Here is a 20,905-nt window from a genome sequence, read left to right as displayed (position 1 = left end):
CTTTCAAAGTTAGCGGCTTATTTTTTTATTCCTTCATCAGCAGGAACCAGTCGCGAAGAACACCTTTATACTGATCTTGAGAATCTGCCACCATCAACAACAGACCGGGCAAAGGCTCTGTCAGGCCCTCGATATTTGCAAACTTACGCCGCGTCAACGTCAAACGAGTCTTTATCTCCCGAACCAAAGTCTTTTCAAGATTAGCACTATCGCCAGGATTCACAGCATAAATACGCACAATGCACTGAGCACCAAGCTTCAACTTAGGAATGCGCACCTGACGTTCAACCACCAGCAAACGACCATCACGCAAGGCACACAACTCAGAGACGCCCCACAGACGCACCTTCGCCATCCGAGCATCAGGACGATAGAAGTATTGGCGTGCAGGCAGCAGATCGTCCGTGAAGCTCTGTATGCGCAAGAGCGAATCGCCATCCAGCGGATGCTCCGTCGTGGTGAAGAACAGATGGCGCCCACGGTCATACGTCAAAGACTCTAGCCCATAGTTAGCATTAGCCTTCCGAAACATCTCAGGCATCGCCAAGCGGCGCCCCGTGCGCCGTCCGTCCATGTCATATTCATATACCTCGTTGTCTCGCTCGCCCGCAATAAACAACGTGTTCGACGACGGACAATAGCAAATACCCTCGGCATCACGATTCGCCAGTCCGCTCGAACGGAAGCCCAGCAGTTCGGCATCGGTGATTCTGCCTCTGACCGTGTCCATCTTCATCCGCATCACATAGAACCCATCCCCGTCCGACTTGTCGTTCACCACGGCGTAGCAATCGTTGCCAATGGCACACAGTCCACTATAGTTGCCGGCAGGTATCTGTCGCGGAAACTTCTGAAAGCGTTGAGAAAAAAGAGATAGCGGCACCAACAGCACCGCTATCACTATGACGATTGTTCTTCCCATCATTTCCTGACAGGCTTAATGGCGAAGGAGAAATCATAATCCTTGTAGGGCAAGCGATACTCGCTGCGAGGCCATGCACCCCACGAGTTCACGCATCCCAGACCCATTTGGCGCTGCTGGATGTGCACAGAGGTCATGCCCGAAGGTATCAGATCGCCACTATGGCGTCCCCAGGCCTTTTCCTTTTGCTGTCCGTCGTCCAGCTGACCGGTGGTGTAAGGCAGTGCCGAAGCCTCCATGGCAGCATTCGAATAGAAGCAGAGTCCCCTGCCCTCTTGATCGAGCACCTGGAACCAACGCACGTCTGTGTGGTTGCCACTCTCCTGCGGGCGCACATACTCGAAGTACTCATCATGCACATCGTTTTCATAAATGCCGATAAACTCCGAGTGGTTGCGGTCTATATAGTTCTCAGCCGGACCACGACCATAGTACTTCACCTTATTATATTGCTTAGGCATCTGCAGCTGCATACCGTAGCGGAACAACTCTGAGACCTTTGCATCCTTCTCCGTAGAGAGTTGTTCGCGTACGATCACCTCACCCTCAGCCGTCAGCGTATAGGTCATCGTCAACTGCGCATGCTGATCTTTCATCTCGAATACCGCAGCCACCGTGTTGGCATCGACACTGACGTTCTGCAGTTTCATGTCGGGGTGGCGCCATGTGCCGAAGTTGCGCTGCAAACCAGCACCATAGTCGTTGTCGGTTGGTGCACGCCAGAACTCAGGTGTCACACTCTCGCGGAACTGCAACATGTCTTTGCCATCTACCGTCAGATAGTCTATCCATCCCGTCCACTTGCCCACATAGAGGTCAGTGCCGTTGGCCGAGAGTTTCACATAGCTGTTGGTTTCCTCCTTAGCGACGCCAGCCGTCTTGGTGTTGTCTGCAAGCGCAGGATACTGATAGTCGTTCACCACAAACTGTTGCTTAGCCATCACCTGTCCTTTCTCGATGAGTGGCTGAGCCTGCTTTGCGCGGAAGTAGAAGTTGGCGGTCAGTTCACGAAGAGGAAACTTTTCCGTGTATTCAGCAATAGCCGCCTTCAGTTGTGCCGACTCGATGACTTTGCGGCTCTGTGGTGCGATGCCCGAAAAGCCTTTGAAGTCCGTGACAACATAGACACTACTGGTCTCGCCGCCAGGCAGCAGCAGGCAGACCAGTTCCAAGTCGTCGAGCGTCTTAAAGAAGTTTTCATTATAAACTTCCAGTTTACCATTCTTCAGGTCCACATCCTTCAACCACACGTTCTGATAGTAATACTGCACCTCGTAGGCATGCGGGTTCAGTCGGCGGTCTGGAGCGATGATACCATTACAGTTGAAGTTATAGTCCGAGGCTGGATACTTACCGTAGTCGCCGCCATAAGTAAAGATCTCACGACCGGTGACAGGACTCTTGTCGCGCATGCCCTGATCCACGAAGTCCCAGATATAACCGCCCTGATACTTTGCATACTTGCGAATCAAGTCCCAGTACTCCTTGAATCCACCCATCGAGTTGCCCATAGCGTGAGCATACTCACACTGTATCAGCGGCCGAGGGTTGCTGCCCTTGGCATATTTCTCACAGTTGTCGTAATCGTAGTACATCGGACAGAAGATGTCCGTCTTGCCATCCTGTCGGGCCTGCTCATACTGGCAAGGACGAGTCTTGTCCTGCGCCTTCACCCAGTCGTAAGCCTTCTCAAAGTTAGGTCCATAGCCAGCCTCGTTGCCCAGCGACCATACGATGACCGATGGATGATTGACAAACGAGCACACGTTGCCCTCCTGGCGCTCAATGTGCGCCTTGGCGAAATCGGGGTTCTTAGCCAGCGTTTTGTCACCGTAGCCCATACCGTGACTCTCCAGGTTCGACTCTGCCGTCAGATAAATACCATATTCGTCACAGAGGTCATACCAACGGGGATCATCGGGATAGTGACACGTGCGTACCGCATTGATGTTCAGTTGCTTCATGATTTTGATGTCTTCAATCATGCGGTCCACGCTGACGATGTAGCCACCGTCTGGATCCAGCTCATGACGGTCGGCACCCTTGATCAGGATGGGCTGTCCGTTCACCAGCAGTTGTCCGCCTTTGATCTCCACGCGGCGGAAGCCAATGCGCTGTTTCACAACTTCCAGCACCTTGCCGCCCTTCTTCAGCGTTACGCAGAAGTCATACAGCCGTGGTGTCTCTGCCGTCCAAGGCTCCACGTCATTATAGTCCAGTATGAAACTCTCATGCTTGTAGTAGGGCCACCGATGTCCGTCGTGTTTGAAGATGGTTTCGCCGTTAGGCTTCTTCAGTTCCACCTCCAGATTAACACCCGATGGGTTGGCCACATCGATGGTATAGTCGATGGCACCCAACCGCTTCTCGCAGTCCCAGTCGCCGTTCACCGTGATGTTCTTCACGTGTACCTTGGGACGTGCATAGAGATACACCTCGCGTGCAATGCCCGTGAAGCGCCAGAAGTCCTGGTCCTCCAGATAAGAGCCGTCGCACCAGCGCATCACCTGCATGGCTATCAAGTTCTTGCCCTTTTTCAGATATTTGGTGATATTAAACTCGGCAGCCACCTTGGCATCTTCGCTATATCCCACATACTTGCCGTTGACCCACAGCGAGAGGTTGCTCGTGGCCGATCCCACGTGGAAGAACACCTCTTGTCCGTTCCAGTCCTGTGGCAGCACAAACTCGCGACGATACGAGCCCGTGTAGTTGTTGGTCTCAGAGATATATGGTGGGTTGCTCTCAAAGGTTGTGGCCCACGCATAACCCATGTTCTTATAGGTCTTGTCGCCATAACCTTCCAGTTCAAACAATCCAGGCACGGGGAAGTCCACCCATTGCGAGTCGTCAAACTTCAGCGAATAGAAATCTTTGGGTGCTTGGTCATGGTCTTTCACAAAGTTAAAACGCCACTTGCCCTCCATCGACAGATAGCGTGACGACTTCGATTTGTCGCCCTGCATGGCCAGCGATGCGTTCTCGTAGGCGAAGAATGCCGCCCTGCGGGCTTCGCGGTTCACATGGTTCACCTGTGGGTCCATCCACACCGGTTTTTTTTCGGTCGCTGCATGGGCGCCCACTGCCATCATGCAGACCATTGAAAATAAAATTTGTTTCAGCATTATATTTAATAATTAGGTTTTAGATTGCAAATATACGAAAAATAAACAGAAAGTCAGTATTAATTAGAACTTTTCAACCTTTTTTTAGTACCTTTGCCACCATGAAACTTGAAGAGCGTTACAAACTGGTGCTTGAATATTTTCGGAAAGAGATGCCACAGGTGAATACTGAATTGGAGTTTGGTAGCATCTTTCAGTTGCTGGTAGCCGTTGTCCTCAGCGCACAATGCACCGACAAGCGCATCAACCAGGTAACGCCCGAATTGTTCCGTCATTATCCCGATGCCAAGTCGATGGCACAAGCCACCGAAGACGATATCTACACATTCATCAGCAGCGTCAGCTATCCCAACGCCAAGGCACGCCATCTGGCAGCCATGGCACGCACGCTCGTAGAAAAACACAATGGCGAGGTGCCGATGGACATGAACCAACTGCTCGACCTGCCAGGCGTTGGGCGCAAGACTGCCAATGTGATCCAGGCAGTGGCTTTTGGCAAGGCCACCATGGCTGTCGATACTCATGTCTATCGCGTGAGCCACCGACTGGGACTGGTCAGCAGAAGCGACAACTCACCATATAAAGTAGAACTGAAGCTCACACGACACATACCACTGAAAGACATTCCCTTAGCTCACCACTGGCTGCTGCTCCACGGACGCTATGTGTGCACGTCGCGCTCACCCCATTGCAACCAATGTGGACTCAACGATCTTTGTCCAAAACTAATAGAAGATTCAAAACTGGAACATTGAGTTCCCTTTTTTTATTCATTTTAATTATCAATCATGTACAAACCCAATTTCAACAAGCGCGAGGTCATCGTTTTCCGCCAATTCCAGCGGAAAGGCTACTCCCTCTTTGCATGTCTGGGACGCGTGGTTGTCATTGGCGTTCTCAGCGCTGCCACCTTGCAGTCGGCAACAGCCGCTACTGACGAGGTCAGCACTAAACCTGAGAAAGCCGACAACACCGAGGCGATAGACAAGGAGGCGACGCTCGACGATGTCGAGGTCACTGGCTCACGCGCTCCGCTTGCCCTTGGACAGGCAGCGAGAATGGTCACTGTACTGAGCCGCGAAGAGATTCAGGCGGCGCCAGTACAAAGTATTAACGATTTACTGAAGATGGCTGTGGGCGTAGATGTCCGACAGCGTGGTCCCATCGGTGCACAGACAGATGTCAGCATCCGTGGCGGTAGCTACGAACAGATTGCCATTCTGCTGAATGGCATCAACATCTGCGACGCTCAGACGGGCCACAATGCTTTCGACCTGCCCTGCGACATCAGCGACATCCTGCGCATCGAGGTGCTCGAGGGACCTGCCGGTCGTGTCTATGGCGCATCGTCGCTGGTGGGTGCCATCAACATCGTCACGAGCCAGAGTCGTGACACATCAGGCGAGCAGGATTACAACGCCCAGTTGCGTTTGGAAGGCGGTTCCTTCGGTTATCTGTCGGCAGCCGGCCGCTGTTCACTCCCATCCACTTGCAAGGGGTCGGGGGTGGAGGCACTCAGTTCTTCCCTGTCAGCTTCCTACACGCGCAGTGATGGTTATCAGCGCTCTAAGGCCGACCATCTGAACAGCGACTACAGTGGCAGCAAAGTGTTCTATCAGGGGGCCTATGCCGACAATCTCATGCAGCTGCAGTGGCATGCCGGACTCAGTGCAAAAGGCTTCGGTTCAAACACGTTCTACAGTGGGCGTTTCGACGAACAGTATGAGCAGACGCTCAAGTTCTTCACTGCCGTTCAGGGCGAGACGTCAGGACGCCTGCACCTGAAGCCTGCCATCTACTGGAACCGTGGCTACGACCGCTTCGAACTGATCCGTGGGTCGGAAGACTTGGTGCCGTTCAACCATCACCGCACCGACGCCTTTGGCATCAACCTCAACTGCTATTTCGACTGGGCTGCCGGACGCACAGCCTTTGGCGGCGAGTTTCGCAACGAGGACATCGTCAGCGGCAACCTGGGCGAACCGCTGAATACGCCCCACGGTGACTACAAATTCGGACTAAACCGCTCTAATCTGTCGTTCCACCTCGAGCACAACATCCTGCTGAAGCGCTTCACGCTATCGGCGGGTTTCGTGGCCGTCAAGAACACGTGGAACGAAATGCCGTTCACCATCTACCCAGGCATCGACGCCAGCCTACGCCTGGGCCAAGGGTGGAAACTTTATGCCTCCTACAACGCCTCGCTGCGCATGCCTTCGTTCACAGAGCTCTACTATAGTGTGGGTGGACACAAGGCCGACAAGTATCTGAAACCCGAAGAGCTGAAGGCAGTCGAGGGCGGACTGAAATACAACGGCCCGCTACTCTCTGCTCAAGCAAGCATCTACCACAACCACTGTCGCGAGATGATCGACTGGATCATGGATCCCACTGAGGCAGAACCTGTGTGGCGCAGTGTCAACTACACACGCGTCAACACATTGGGATTCGAGACGTCGGCCACACTGCGGCTCGACCAGCTGCTGCCACTGAAGGGTGCCATTCTCCAACTGGCCTACAGCTATATTGACGAAGACAAGGTTGGCAACAGCCAGATAGAGTCGCAGTCCACGCTGGAATACCTGCGCCACAAACTGGTGGGACAGCTGCGGCTGCCGCTCGCCGAGCGCCTGAGTCTCGACGTGAAATACCGACTGCAGAAGCGCGCCGGCAGCTACACCACCAACGCGGGCATCGTGCAGCCCTATCACACCTACGACGTCGTTGACACCCGACTGACATGGAGCGCCGACCGCTACACGCTCTATGCCGAGGTCAACAATCTGCTGGGCAGCCACTGCGTGGATTTCGGCAATGTGCGCCAGCCGGGCCTTTGGCTGACGATCGGTGCAAAATATCGTTTTAACATCTAAGCGCATGAGACAGATTGTTCACATCCTACTGACCGCAGCATCGGTGCTTTACAGCATCGGTGCTGCCGCTCAGCAGTTGCAGGCGGGCGACCTGCTGTTCCACGTCAAAGACCACCCCACCGCCATCACACTGGTCCGGACCGACCTGATCGAGCATGTTGCCATCGCAGTCTGTGCCGACAGCGTCATCGAGGCCACCCACTGCGGTGTGGTCGTCACCCCAGTCGATTCGCTGCCCCACGACGGCTACTATCTCATCGGTCGCATCAACACGCCATTCGACCTACAGCGTTCGCTGACCAACGCCCGCAGCTATCTGGGGCGTCACTACGACTTCCTGTTTCTGCCCGACAACGACGACATCTACTGTTCCGAACTGGTGCAACTGTCGTTTGTCGATCCGCAGGGGCAGCTCGTCTTTCAGCCCGTGCCCATGTCGTTCCACGATGCCACCGGGCGCATCATCGACCACTGGCAGCAGTTCTACGCTGCACGCGGCATGACGGTGCCCGAAGGCCAGCCTGGCAGCCATCCCTCTGAACTCGCCAAGCGCCCCTGCGTCAGCATCGTGGGCAGAATACCCTTAAAACAAAAGAATACTTTTGCCAACTCTGCATTACATTATTAATAATAGATTAGCAAAAAAGTATTAAATAATTCCTCCCACCTTACTGTTTGTCATCTATTTATAGTATCTTTGCTCTCGTTTTAACGATATAGGCACCCACCGCCTGACAACAAAGCAAAATAACGTTATTTTAAATATAAACATTATGACAATCAACGAATTCAACTTTGCCGGTAAGAAGGCAATCGTACGTGTAGATTTCAACGTACCCCTCGATGAGAATGGTAAGATTACAGACGACACCCGCATCCGCGGTGCTCTGCCCACCCTGAAGAAGATTCTGGCCGATGGCGGTGCCACCATCATCATGAGCCACATGGGTAAGCCTAAAGGTAAGGTAGATATGAAGAAGTCTCTGGGCCAGATCCGCGAGGCTGTAGAGAAGGCTCTGGGTGTTCCCGTGGCTTTCGCTCCCGACTGCGCTAAGGCTGCCGACGCTGCCAAGGCTCTGAAGATGGGCGAGGCTCTGCTGCTGGAGAACCTGCGTTTCTATCCCGAGGAAGAGGGCAAGCCCGTAGGTATCGACAAGGCTGACCCTGCATACGACGAGGCTAAGAAGGCCATGAAGGCCAGCCAGAAGGAGTTTGCCAAGACACTGGCTTCTTATGCTGACTGCTACGTGATGGATGCCTTCGGCACCGCTCACCGCAAGCACGCTTCTACCGCTGTTATCGCTGACTACTTTGATGCAGACAACAAGATGCTGGGTCTGCTGATGGAGAAGGAGGTTCAGGCTGTTGACAACGTACTGTCTAACATCAAGCGTCCTTTCGTTGCCATCATGGGTGGTTCTAAGGTATCTTCTAAGATCGGTATCATCGAGAACCTGCTCGGCAAGGTTGACAAGCTCATCCTCTGCGGTGGCATGACCTACACTTTCGCAAAGGCTCACAACGGCGAGATTGGCGACTCTATCGTAGAGCTCGACAAGCTGGATGTAGCTCTGGGTGTGGAGGAGCTGGCCAAGAAGAATGGCGTAGAGCTCGTTCTGGGTTCTGACTGCACAGCTACCAACGGTCTCGACTTCGGTACCATGACTGTGAAGGATGGCGCTGAGATCATCAACTGCCCTGCCAACAAGGTTCCTGCCGGTTTCGAGGGTGTTGACGCTGGTCCTGAGAGCCAGAAGGCATTTGCCGAGGCTATCAAGGGTGCCAAGACTATCCTGTGGAACGGTCCTGCCGGTGTGTTCGAGTGCGATGCTTTCACCGCTGGTTCACGTGCCATCGGCGAGGCTATTGCCGAGGCTACCAAGAACGGTGCATTCTCACTGATTGGTGGTGGCGACTCTGTAGCTTGTGTCAACAAGTTCGGTCTGGCCGACCAGGTTTCTTACATCTCTACTGGTGGTGGTGCTCTGCTCGAGGCCATCGAGGGTAAGGTTCTGCCTGGTGTGGCAGCTATCAAGGGCGAATAAGACCAGCCCTCCCCTACCTCCTCCGCTCGACCTTTGGCCGCTTGCTACCGCAAGAAGGAGTGAGGCGTTTTAATCACGTAAGTTGTGGGGGCGAGTCATTTCATTTATAGACAACGGGTGTAGATTCTTTCTACACCCGTTGTTCTTTTTTGTGCGCATGAGCCAAGATATCTACCAGTTGCCCTACAGTCACTACGTCAAACGGCGGGGCTTGTCTATGCACTACACCGCACGTATTTTGAAAGGTGAGAAACCCAAGGTGAAGGTCTAGACCCTAGAAATGGGTATTCTAGACCCTATACGAAGAACAAAACCTTAAGTATTGAAACAACAAAGCTTAGAAAAATGATCATAAAACCTATGCTATAAAGACACAATACCAGACTTAAAGACAAACAAACATACTCTTTTTAAAAGACATAAGAAAATACAAACTGCAAAAACAGGTATATTTCACCTAATTTTGTTTAGTTTTTTGTCGTGATTTTATTTTCCTTCAAAGGTAATAAATTTAAACAACACGCGCAAACCTTTATTCGTTAAGAAGGCTTAAAAACATCATAAAAACTCCAAAAATGCTATAACGCACCAAAAGTTTTTGTAATTTTGCACTCACTATACCATATATATAATATATAGAGATAGTTCCGCAAATCGAAAAATCGAAAAGAAAAGCGGAAAACAGCGATCAAGAATTGGCATCGTAGAGAACCATTAAAAGATTCTATAGGAAACAATATTGTGATAGGAAAGATAAATAGGGATCTGTCGTTGAGGATAAGTTTGCTGGCCGTGTTGTCGATGGCAACGCTTCTGATACTATCGTTGTCTGTCATGTTGGTTCAAACCAAAAGAGCTATTGTCGAAGACGCCATGAAGGAGTCGGAGTACGTGCTGCATGGCACCGAGGGCAACATCGACAACATCCTGCTCAGCGTAGAGGAGACCTCGGGCAACATGCTGTTCAACATGGTGCACTATTTGGGGCAGCCCGCAAGAATGTACACCTACTGTCAGAGGCTGATAGAGTCGAACCCCTACGTCACGGGATGCGCCATTGCCATGCAACCCGGCTACTACAAGAGAGCTCCCTACTTCATGGTCTATATGCACCGACTGGAGACCAGCGACCAACCAGGATCGGACTCGCCCATTATCTTCGAAAACCGACTGGAGACGCGCCCTTACTACGAGCAGAAATGGTGGACAAGCGTCTGTGAAGGAAAACACGCACTGTGGCTGAACCCACTGGAGGACGACAGCAACGAGGAACCCATCATCTCGTACTGCATGCCCATTCCTGACGGCAGGAATCACATCGTTGGCGTGGTGCGCATGGATGTGTCAATGGGACTGCTGTCCAACATCGTGTCGGCTGCCAAGACCTCGCCAAACTCGTTTTGTGCGATGCTGGACAAAGACGGCTCGTTCATCGTACATCCCAATGGCAGCCACCTGATACCCCACACCGCCGACAAACTTCAAGGCGAATCGGTGAAAGAAGTGGTGAAAGAGATGACCAACGGCAAGGCATCGCACAAGTCGCTGAACTACAACGGCACCACCTACAACGCTTTCTACAAACCCTTCGTACATGCACAAACACCCTACCGACTCAATGCCGAATCAGGGTGGAGCATCGGCATAGCCTATCCAGAAGATGACATCTACAGCCACTACAACAGCGTGTTCAAGATGGCCGTCGCACTGGGTGTGTTGGGACTACTGCTGCTGTTCATCTTCACTCTCATCATCACACGCCGACAGCTGATGCCGCTCAGAATGCTGAGCGACCAGGCGAAGCGCATCGCCCTGGGGCACTACGACCACCATCTGCCAAAGAACAAGCGGCAGGACGAGGTGGGCCGACTGCACGACGCCGTGGAGCGCATGCAGCAGTCGCTGTCCAAGCACATTGGCGAACTGCAGCAGCACACTAACACGCTGCACGAGCGCAACAAGGTGCTGCACAGGGCCTACAACCAGGCACGTAAGGCCGAACTACTGAAGGTGGCCTTCCTGCACAACATCACCAACCAGATGATCAAACCCGCACAAGATATCGACAAAAGCGTGGAACAGCTGAAACAGACCGACGGCAACACAGACAAACAGACGGCTGCCATGCTGGCCGACAACATACAGGTAAATGGCAATGCCATCACCAAGACACTGAACCACATCCTGAACCTGTCGGAAGAAGATATGAGAAAGGAGGTGGAGAGCCTTGAATAATTTCCTGAAGAAATCGTTCTCGGCAAGAATCAGCCTGAGCTTGCTGATACTGGCCATGCCGCTGTTTCTGGCTTCGGTCGGCGTGCTATTCATACAGACACGACGCATCGTCAGACAACAGTCGGTGGAACGCGCCAACAGCACGCTCTACACCACCATGCAACTGCTGAAACGCTATCTGATAACTGCCGAGACTGCCACCAACGCTAACAGCTGGCTGGTGGAAGAGTCGCTCAACCACGACTCTCTGATGGCCTTCTCGCAGCGCATTGTGTGGATGAACCCCTACCTGAGCGGATGCTCCATCACGATGGAACCCGACGCCATGGACACCACCACTAAGCCCTACTCCGTATATACGGGTCGCAACGGCGAGCAGCTGCAAACCGTGATCGGCAAGGAGTGCGAACAGGTGGATGCCATCAAATATAAGATACCACGCTACCTGAAAAAGCCCTGCTGGGAGGTGTACTACAACAAGGCCGACACACTGACCTACACCCTAGACGGCATGGTGGCATCGTATCACAAGCCACTGTATGACACCAAGAACAAACGCTTTGCCGGCATCATCTCGACAGACCTGTCGATGAACCTGCTGTCGGAGAAGATTGCCAAAGTTAAGCCCTACCCGCACTCGTACTTCATGATACTCGACGAGGAGGGGCACTACTTGATACACCCCGACTCTACCCGACTGATGAACAAGACCATCTTCAGCGGCAAGTCGGCAGACAAGGATGCAGACATCATTGCTCTGGGCCATGAGATGACCAAGGGAGTCAGCGGGCGCATGAACATCGAGATCGACGGAGAACCAGCACTGGTGTGCTACCGCCCCGTGCCCGGCACCACGTGGACACTGGCCGTGGTGTGTCCGGACCGCGACATCATGAAGGGCTACAAACAACTGTCGCACATCGTGGCGGCACTGCTGTTCATCGGCTTCGTCATCACCCTGCTGGCATGCCACCGCGTGGCAAAACGCAGCATCCAGCCACTGAAGAAAATGCTGAAAAAAGTCAACGAGATAAGCAAGGGCAACATGGAGGTGCACATCGGCAAGAGCACCCGCAAGGACATCGTCGGCGAACTACAGAACAGCTATGGCAAGATGCTGAGCTCGCTGAATTTCTACATGGGCAGCGTGCGCTACACCACCGAACAGACCGCCAAGCGCAACAAGGAACTGGAGGAAGCCACCGAAAAGGTGAAAGAGGCCGACCGACAGAAGACAAAGTTCATACAGAATATGACACACCAAGTGCGCACACCGCTGAACATCATCATGGGATTTGCACAGGTGCTGAGCAACGACGCCAACCACACCAGTCCGGCCATCACCACCGAGGAGCTTAGGAAGATAGCCGACACGATGTATAAGAACTCGAAATACCTGAACCGCATGATGCTGATGCTGTTTGACAGTTCGGACAATGGTAAGAAGGCACTGAAACTGTCATCCAACGACGAGATGGTGAACCCCAACAAGATGTGCCGCGAAATCATTGCATTCGTCAAAGAGACCTACTTAGACGTGCCCATCGCCTTCACAACCGAGCTGCCCGCCATGTTCTACGTCAGAGCCAACACTATCAAACTGAAATATAGCGTCGCCGAGATGCTGCTGAACGCCCAGCGCCACTCCGACAGAGCAAACATCAGCCTGAGCGTAAAACTGGTGAAAGACCACGTGCAGTTCATCGTGCAAGACACGGGCAAAGGCATTGCCAAAGCCGACCGCCAGCGCATCTTCAAGTTCTTCGACAAAGTGGACGACTTCACCGAAGGACTGGGACTGGGACTGCCACTCATCAAGCAACACGCTGAAGAGATGGGGGGTAAGGTCTGGTTGGACGACACCTACACCGAGGGTTGCCGCTTCGTGCTGGAAATGCCACTGTAACAACGCCGGGCTGCAGACATGCTGACACCATCCCGATGTTGGTACCGCAACATCTTGGAAGATAAAAAAACGCATTTTTATTTGGTCAGAAAATAAATTCTTCGTATATTTGCCAAGGAAATATGCAGAGAATTACTAACCTTGTGAAAAAAAACTTATCGTTGAAGATAAGTCTTATTAGCGTGTTATCTATGGGCGTACTGCTCATGGCTACTCTCATATTGATACTCAATTACACCAAGAGAGAGGTGAACCACGACACCGTACAGAAAGCCTTTCAGACATTGGATGCCACCATCGCAAATATTGACAACATGATGCTGACCGTGGAACAGACCACCGGCAACATCTATATGAACCTGCAACCCTACTTGAACAAGCCCGAGACAGTGAGCGAATGCAGGCGGCAAATCATGGATGCCAACCCCTACGTGACAGGTTGCACCATCGCCTTCGACGAAGACTACCTGTCGCAAGCCTGGCTGGCAACTGTCATGAAGTCGGGACTGCCAACATGGAAAAACCGCAGTCTGAAAGAGGGCAAAAAGCAGGAACCCGTGACCACCTATGTCATGCCCATGACAGACCGCCACGGCGTGATCACGGTAGATATCTCGCTCAACATGCTGTCGCAGATTGTACTGGCCGCCAAGCCGTCGGAACACTCGTACTGTGTGCTGCTGGACAGCGACGGGTCGCTGATTGTGCACCACGACAAGAGCCGACTGAACAACGAGACGGTGTTTGACTTCTACGACCAAGCAGAAGACAAAAACATCTGCAAGGCGGCACAGAAGATGGTGGCAGGCGAAAGCGGCTACATGCCCTTCAGCGTTGACGGCAACAAATACTTCGTGTTCTACAAGCCGTTTGAACGCAGAAACACTACTGAATACTACAACGACGACATGAACTGGAGCGCTGGCATCGTGTACCCCAGAACTGATATCTACGGCGACTACGACACGCTGAGACTTTGGACATCTGTCGTCGCCATTGCCGGACTGTTGCTGATGTTTGCCTCCTACTATACCATCATTCGCCGCCAGTTGAAGCCACTGCGGATGCTGACAGAGCGAGCCAAGAGTCTGGCCAAGGGACAATACAACGAGCCCATCCCCGACAGCCGTCACCACGACGAGATTGGGCAGCTGCAAGCCAACTTCCAAAAGATGCAGCAAAGACTGGCCAAGCATGCCGAAGAGGTGGAACAGCTGACCAACAACTATAGACAGCACGGCGAACAACTAAGTGCTGCCTATGAACGCGCCAAGAATGCCAACAAGACCATGACGGACTTCATGCACAACATGACCAACCAGATGATACCGCCGGCTCACGCTATCTTCAACGACATGAAGGACCTGGCCGACTTCAGGCAGAAAAGAACTACCATCAACATTGATGAAATGGCCGACAACATAGAGCGCAACAGCCGCACCATCACCCTGTTGCTGAACGACATGCTAAACATATCGGACAACGACTTGAGAAAGGAGGCCTGCGATGACTAAACTGCGAAAATCGTTCTCGGCCAAGCTCTGCATCACGCTACTGCTGCTGGGCGTGCCCATCTTCCTGACAGCACTGGGACTGCTGTTTGCCAAGTCGCACACCATGATACGCAATGAGGCCATGGGGCGTGCCAACAGCATTCTGGCGGCAACGGTGCAAAACCTGGAACACCACCTGATGACCATCGAGACTGCCACACATGCCTACGAGTGGATGGTGAAAAGACACATGAACACCGACACGCTGCTGGCCATCACCAACCGCGTGGTGATGCTGAACCCCACCGTCGATGGATGCTCGATCAGTGCCGAACCATTTGAATACAACGAATTTGGTAAATACATGTCGGTTTACACCATCCGGGAAAACGACACCGTGCAGTCGATTTATGAAGAGGACTACGACTACCACAAGAAGAAGTGGTACGACATGCCCAAAATGACAGGCCCCTGCTGGGTGGCCTACTCGGACGAGGCCGACACTCTGGGACTTGCACTGGATGGCATGATTGCCTCCTACGGTGTGCCACTCTACGATAACGACAGCACCATGTGGGGCATACTGTCGAGCGACCTGTCTCTGTTGCGTCTGTCGATGATGATGCAGAAAGAGAAGCCCTACCCCAACTCGTATGTGATGATGCTCGACGAAGACGGACGCTACTTCGTGCACCCCAACACGTCGCTGCTGTTCCATCACACCATCTTTGAGAATACCGACAAAGAGCAACATGCTGACATCATCGCACTGGCCTACAACATGACCCAAGGCAAGGAGGGCAACATGAACGTGACCATCGATGGTCAACGCTGTCTGGTGTGTTACCGCCCCGTGCCTGGCACGCCATGGAGCCTGGCTATCGTGTGCCCCGACAACGACATACTGGCGGGCTATCATCAGTTGACTGCCATCGTGCTGACGCTGACCATCATCGGACTGATCTTCATCCTGATACTGAGCTACAAGACGGCTGCTGCTGCCATGAAACCGCTGCATGCGCTGCTGGAGAAGACACAGAGCATTGCCGACGGCAACATGGAGGTGTTTGTGTCGAAGAGCCAGTCAACAGACGTGATAGGACAACTGCAAAACAGTGTTGCGACTATGGTGCAGTCAATGAACATCCACATGGGCATCGAGCAATACACCATTGAGCAAACTTATCAGCGCAACGAAGAACTGACCAAAGCAATAGAACAGGCACTGGAGGCAGAAAGGCAAAAGACAATATTCATACAGAACGTGACACACCAGATAAGAACGCCACTGAACATCATCGTGGGCTTCATACAGGTGCTGAGCGACACAACCATCAATACGACCGACAGTCCCCTGAACGACGATTTGTCTGACGAAGACACAAAGAGCATCATCGACACCATGTTCCACAACGCTGTGATGCTCTACCGCATGGTGCTGATGCTCTACGACAGTTCGGACACGGGCATGACGCAAGAACGGATGACCACGGCCCATCATGAGACCGTGAACTGCTACACACTGGCACAGGAAACAATCAAGTATATCGTACGCTCGTTCCCAGAAGTGCATATCGACATAGAGATGAACGTGCCACAGAACATGAGCATACGCACCAACCATCTGTACCTGATGCGGACTTTGCGCGAAATCATCTACAACTCAGCCAAATACTCTGACGGTCAGCACATCAAGCTAATCATCGACAAGACTGACACCACCGTGACATTTACGGTAGAAGACACGGGCAAGGGCATCAGCGAGGAGACTCGTGAACAGCTATTTAAGTTCTTCACCAAGGTGGACGTGTTGTCTGAGGGCTTAGGACTGGGATTACCCCTGTCCAAGCGGCATGCGCAGAACCTGGGCGGCGACCTGACACTGGACACCACCTACACCGAAGGTTGCCGTTTCGTCATCGAGGTGCCAATAGGGGGAGAATGACCCAAAGCCAATCGAGAGTACCGTCGGTTACGCATGATTCCTTATCAAAAAATTTGGTGGTAACCAAAAGTTTTTGTACCTTTGCACTAAACATCATAAAAAACGCTTAGTTTAGAAATATTCATGAAACAGACCATCCTCGTTACTGGAGGCACCGGATTCATCGGTAGCCACACCACCGTAGAACTGCAGGAAGCAGGCTACGAAGTAGTAATCATCGACAACCTGTCTAATTCAAATGCCAATGTCGTTGACGGCATTGAGAAAATCACTGGCAAACGCCCTGCCTTCGAAAAGGTGGACTGCTGTGATATGGAGGCGCTGGAAGGCGTGTTCAAGAAATACCCCAACATCGAGGGAATCATTCACTTTGCAGCCTCAAAAGCTGTGGGCGAGAGCGTAGAGAAGCCATTGCTCTACTATCGTAACAACCTGACCAGTCTGATTAACCTGCTGGAGCTGATGCCAAAATACAACGTGAAGGGCATCATCTTCTCATCATCTTGCACCGTTTACGGACAACCATCGGAAGACAACCTGCCCGTGACAGAGAACGCCCCCATCCAGAAGGCGCTGTCACCCTATGGGAACACCAAGCAGATCAACGAGGAGATCATACAAGACTACATCCACAGTGGCGCACCCATCAAGAGCATCATCCTGCGCTACTTCAACCCCATCGGTGCCCACCCATCGGCCTTGATCGGCGAACTGCCCAACGGCGTGCCCATGAACCTGATTCCCTTTGTCACGCAGACTGCCATCGGCATCCGCGAGCAACTGAAAATCTTCGGCAACGACTACAACACCCCCGACGGCACCTGCATCCGCGACTACATCTACGTGGTTGACTTGGCAAAGGCTCACGTGAAGGCCATGGAGCGCGTGCTGGACAAGCCCGAGACCGACGCCGTAGAGGTGTTCAACATCGGTACCGGCAAGGGCCTCTCTACACTGGAGGTGGTGCAGGGCTTCGAGAAAGCCACTGGCGTGAAGCTGAACTGGACCTACGCACCACGTCGCGAAGGCGATATCGAGAAAGTGTGGGGCAATGTGGATAAGGCCAACAAGGTGCTGGGCTGGAAAGCCGACACCCCAACAGAAGAGGTTCTGAAGACCGCTTGGCGCTGGCAGAAGAAGCTGCGCGAAGACGGCATTCAATAAAAGAAACAGTCGTCTATATAAAAGACACTGATTTTGTGTTTGTGTTGTGATGGGTCCCGATGAGAATCGAGACCCATTTTTCATGAGTCTGATGAAATCACATGATGAGGGCGCACCGATGATGGTCGCCGTCAGAGAAAAACAAAGATAATGGAGGATAATTGAATTACTGCTTGATTTTCTCCCAAGAATTATTCTGCGAGGCGTTGATACCGAAAAGGATATCATAGACAGTCTCTTTCTCCTTCTGAGTGCCCTTGCCTTTATAGATATTGGCCAACTCGTCTTTCTTGTAGTCGGTCCATATCTGAGGCAACAGACTGAGGGGCTTATTGTCGTGAGCCTTCTTCAGTCCACGCTCAAGTGCCGTGGTGACATTGCCACGGCCACGCTCCACATTGGATGCCATCTCGTCGAGGCCCGTGCGGTAGTAGTCGTACTGCAGTTGGCGGAAAGGCTTGAGCGCCTCGTCCAGATAGTCGTTGACGATGGCAAAACGATTGCGCGAGTCTTCGAACGACTTCCAGCCGGCAAAGCCCAGATTCTGGGCATTGTTGACCAGATTCATACAGCGCTGCAGCACATCGGTGCCACCCATGGGCGAGAAACTGTCGAGGTCGATGCCGATGATCAGGAAGGCATAATAGCCCATGAGCGCCACCAGCTGGTTGTCGATGACCTCCTCGTTGAAGTTCAACTGGTCGAACTGTGCAAAGTCGAAGTCGAAATTCTTGTCGCGGTTGTTATAGAGCGTGGTGGTGTAGGCGGAGTTATACACCGGTCGGTTGGCCTGTATCATAGCCGTACACGTGAAGCGGTTGTCGGCGGCATCATACTTGGTGACGGTGATATTGAACGTACAGTCGATGCGCTCGTTCTCCTGAAACTGCAGGTCGGTCCACTGATGCTCATTCATAAACTGCTCCATCGTCTGCTTCAAGTTGTCGAACACCGACTTATCGGTGCCCTGCACCTGCTGCGAGTTGATATTGATACGCACCTGCAACTCCTGTGCCGAAGACGGCACGATGAGCAACAGCGAGGTGATGGCTACGGCAGAAAGGCGCCGTAAGGACTGTATGAGTGAGCACTTCATAGACCAAATAGGGATTAGTGAATGCGTCGGCTGAGCTCATCGATGATATCGTGAGCAACGGCCTGTTTGGGTTTGCGCTCGTAGTCGTGCTGACCCGTGCGAGAGATGATGCTGATCTGGTTGTCGTCGCTCTGAAAACAGGTGCCAGCGTTGCGCAGCGAGTTGAGAACAATGAAGTCCAGGTTCTTCTTCTCCAGCTTATGATGGGCATTCTGCTGCTCGTCGTTAGTCTCGAGAGCAAAGCCCACAAGCACCTGACCTGGCTGCTTCATCTGCCCCAGATGGGCAGCGATGTCGGGGTTGGGCACCAGATGAATGTCCATGGTCTGCCCCACCCGCTTGATTTTCTGCGCAGCCACCTCAGCCGGACGGAAGTCGGCAACGGCAGCACAAAGGATGGCTGCCTGACACGAAGGGAAGACTGCTGTGGCAGCCTCGAACATCTCAACACAACTCTCTACCGACACCACCTGAATGCGGGGATGGGATGCCTTGATAGACACGGGGCCCGACACGAGGGTCACCTTGGCACCACGACGGGCACACTCTTCGGCCAGGGCATAGCCCATCTTGCCACTGGAGTAGTTGCCGATGAAACGCACTGGGTCAATCTTCTCGTAGGTAGGACCCGCCGTGATGAGTATCTTCTGACCTGTCAGGTCGGCAGCGTCAGCAGTTGCGGATGCTCCCGCAAAGTAGCGCTCCAAGTAGGCCACGATCTTTTCTGGCTCCTCCATGCGCCCCTTACCTTCAAGTCCGGAAGCCAGGAAACCACTCTGGGGCTCAATGATGTGATTGCCGAAGCCCTTGAGCATTTGCATGTTCTGCTGTGTGGTGGGATGGGCATACATGTCGAGGTCCATGGCCGGTGCTACGAACACAGGCGCCTTCATGGACAGATAGGTCGTGATCAGCATATTGTCGGCCACACCGTGAGCCATCTTGCCCAGCGTAGAAGCGGTGCAGGGTGCAATGAGCATGGCGTCGGCCCACAGTCCCAGTTTGACATGCGAGTTCCACGTGCCGTCGCGCTGAGAGAAGAACTCGCTGACCACAGGTTTCTGGGTCAGTGCCGACAGTGTGATGGGCGTGATGAACTCCTTGCCGGCAGGTGTGATAACCACCTGAACCTCAGCACCCCGCTTCACCAGTTCGCGGATGATGAGACACGACTTATAGGCTGCAATAGAGCCCGTGATGCCCAATACGATTTTCTTTCCTTGTAACATGTACGATGAATTAAATTTCACGCATACGTATGCGCGTGAGTACCTGTTTGGTGTTATAGGTGAAGTCGCCGCCCATGATCCAAGAGTAGTAGCCGGGATCGTGTTGCAGCACATCAACAACGGTGCGTCCTTTGTACTTACCGAAGTTGAAGCACTCCACAAGCACAGGGTTGCCGTCCTTGTCATAGATCGTATTGCCATGACTATCCTTAGCCTCGGCCCAGACGATACGACCAGCGAAATCGACATTATTGTTTGTCTTTGAGAATGCTGCCAGACAGTCCATATCGTTGGTAAGCACGCGTCCCTCAGGGTCTTCGCCCAACTGACGCTGCTTCTCTTCGGTATAGTAGTCGAGCTGTCCCATCAACACGCGATAGGTGGCCTCGGTGTCTTGGTCGGCACGATGCGCCTCAAAGTCGTCTTCCATGCGGTGACCGCAATAGAACTTATAGGCAGAGGCGAGGTTGCGGCGCTCCAACTTCTTGAAGATGTTGCAAGCATCGATGAGACGACACTTAGAGAAGTCGAAGTCAATGCCAGCACGCAGAAACTCCTCAGCCAACAGAGGAATATCGAAATGATTAGAATTGAAACCAGCAAAGTCGCATCCCACGAACTTGTCGCTCAGTGTCTTGGCCACCTGCTTGAAGGTGGGTTTGTCTTTCACGTCATCGTCGGAGATGCCAGTCAGTTCGGTAATGACAGGCAGAATGTGGCACTCGGGGTTGATCAGATAGTCGCCACGTTCCTCTTCGCCATTGGGCATCACCTTGATAAAAGAGATTTGGATGATGCGGTCCTTGACTAAATCAAGACCGGTCGTCTCCAAATCGAAGACGACCAGTGGTTTATTTAAGTTCAGTTTCATA

Annotated in this window: 14 protein-coding genes; 9 read left to right on the top strand and 5 right to left on the bottom strand. The window is 52.7% G+C overall.

Going from position 1 to position 20,905, the window contains the following annotated elements; all coding sequences use genetic code 11:
- Nucleotides 1–25: 25 nt before the first annotated feature.
- Nucleotides 26–925: an esterase-like activity of phytase family protein gene (locus tag L6472_RS05860; protein ID WP_237807745.1), complete on the bottom strand. Its 900-nt coding sequence runs from the start codon at nt 923–925 to the stop codon at nt 26–28.
- Nucleotides 922–4,047, bottom strand: coding sequence for a glycoside hydrolase family 2 TIM barrel-domain containing protein (locus tag L6472_RS05855; protein ID WP_237807744.1), 3,126 nt, complete (start codon nt 4,045–4,047; stop codon nt 922–924). Before L6472_RS05855 ends, L6472_RS05860 begins: the two co-directional genes overlap by 4 nt.
- 101 nt (nt 4,048–4,148) lie before the next feature.
- Between L6472_RS05855 and nth the strand changes: the two genes are divergently transcribed.
- From nth to galE, 9 genes are all read left to right on the top strand, one after another.
- Nucleotides 4,149–4,802 carry an endonuclease III gene (gene nth, locus L6472_RS05850; protein ID WP_237807743.1) on the top strand — a complete coding sequence of 218 codons (654 nt, stop codon included), beginning with the start codon at nt 4,149–4,151 and terminating at the stop codon, nt 4,800–4,802.
- Nucleotides 4,803–4,835: 33 nt separating this feature from the next.
- On the top strand, nt 4,836–6,920 hold the full coding sequence (locus L6472_RS05845) for a TonB-dependent siderophore receptor (RefSeq protein WP_237807742.1): 2,085 nt from the start codon (nt 4,836–4,838) through the stop codon (nt 6,918–6,920).
- Between the two features lie 4 nt (nt 6,921–6,924).
- A complete protein-coding gene (locus L6472_RS05840) occupies nt 6,925–7,548 on the top strand; it encodes a YiiX/YebB-like N1pC/P60 family cysteine hydrolase (RefSeq protein WP_237807741.1) in 624 nt (207 codons plus the stop codon).
- 145 nt (nt 7,549–7,693) lie between these two features.
- Complete coding sequence (gene pgk, locus L6472_RS05835) at nt 7,694–8,965, top strand: phosphoglycerate kinase (protein ID WP_237807740.1); 1,272 nt, start codon at nt 7,694–7,696, stop codon at nt 8,963–8,965.
- A 741-nt stretch (nt 8,966–9,706) separates the two neighbouring features.
- Entirely contained in the window at nt 9,707–11,200 is a 1,494-nt protein-coding gene (locus L6472_RS05830) for a cache domain-containing protein (protein ID WP_237807739.1), read from the top strand.
- Nucleotides 11,193–13,106, top strand: a complete 1,914-nt coding sequence (locus L6472_RS05825) for an ATP-binding protein (RefSeq protein ID WP_237807738.1) — start codon at nt 11,193–11,195, stop codon at nt 13,104–13,106. Before L6472_RS05830 ends, L6472_RS05825 begins: the two co-directional genes overlap by 8 nt.
- 161 nt (nt 13,107–13,267) lie before the next feature.
- On the top strand, nt 13,268–14,620 hold the full coding sequence (locus tag L6472_RS05820; protein ID WP_237807730.1) for a HAMP domain-containing protein: 1,353 nt from the start codon (nt 13,268–13,270) through the stop codon (nt 14,618–14,620).
- Nucleotides 14,613–16,544, top strand: a complete 1,932-nt coding sequence (locus L6472_RS05815; protein WP_237807729.1) for a cache domain-containing protein — start codon at nt 14,613–14,615, stop codon at nt 16,542–16,544. Before L6472_RS05820 ends, L6472_RS05815 begins: the two co-directional genes overlap by 8 nt.
- Nucleotides 16,545–16,667: 123 nt before the next feature.
- Nucleotides 16,668–17,708 carry a UDP-glucose 4-epimerase GalE gene (gene galE, locus L6472_RS05810; RefSeq protein WP_237807728.1) on the top strand — a complete coding sequence of 347 codons (1,041 nt, stop codon included), beginning with the start codon at nt 16,668–16,670 and terminating at the stop codon, nt 17,706–17,708.
- A 166-nt stretch (nt 17,709–17,874) separates the two neighbouring features.
- Here galE and L6472_RS05805 read toward each other — a convergent pair whose 3' ends face one another.
- From L6472_RS05805 to L6472_RS05795, 3 genes are read right to left on the bottom strand one after another with little or no spacing between them, the layout of a single operon-like run.
- Nucleotides 17,875–18,804, bottom strand: coding sequence for a DUF4835 family protein (locus L6472_RS05805; RefSeq protein WP_237807727.1), 930 nt, complete (start codon nt 18,802–18,804; stop codon nt 17,875–17,877).
- A gap of 14 nt (nt 18,805–18,818) precedes the next feature.
- Nucleotides 18,819–20,033: a bifunctional phosphopantothenoylcysteine decarboxylase/phosphopantothenate--cysteine ligase CoaBC gene (gene coaBC, locus L6472_RS05800; RefSeq protein ID WP_237807725.1), complete on the bottom strand. Its 1,215-nt coding sequence runs from the start codon at nt 20,031–20,033 to the stop codon at nt 18,819–18,821.
- 10 nt (nt 20,034–20,043) lie between these two features.
- Nucleotides 20,044–20,904: a 3'-5' exonuclease gene (locus L6472_RS05795; protein ID WP_237807723.1), complete on the bottom strand. Its 861-nt coding sequence runs from the start codon at nt 20,902–20,904 to the stop codon at nt 20,044–20,046.
- Nucleotide 20,905: the final 1 nt, after the last annotated feature.

It is taken from the genome of Prevotella sp. E13-17 (genome assembly GCF_022024035.1).
GTDB lineage: Bacteria > Bacteroidota > Bacteroidia > Bacteroidales > Bacteroidaceae > Prevotella.
The sequence above is the reverse complement of the archived record's forward strand: the minus strand, read 5'-3'. Positions and strand labels throughout refer to the sequence as shown.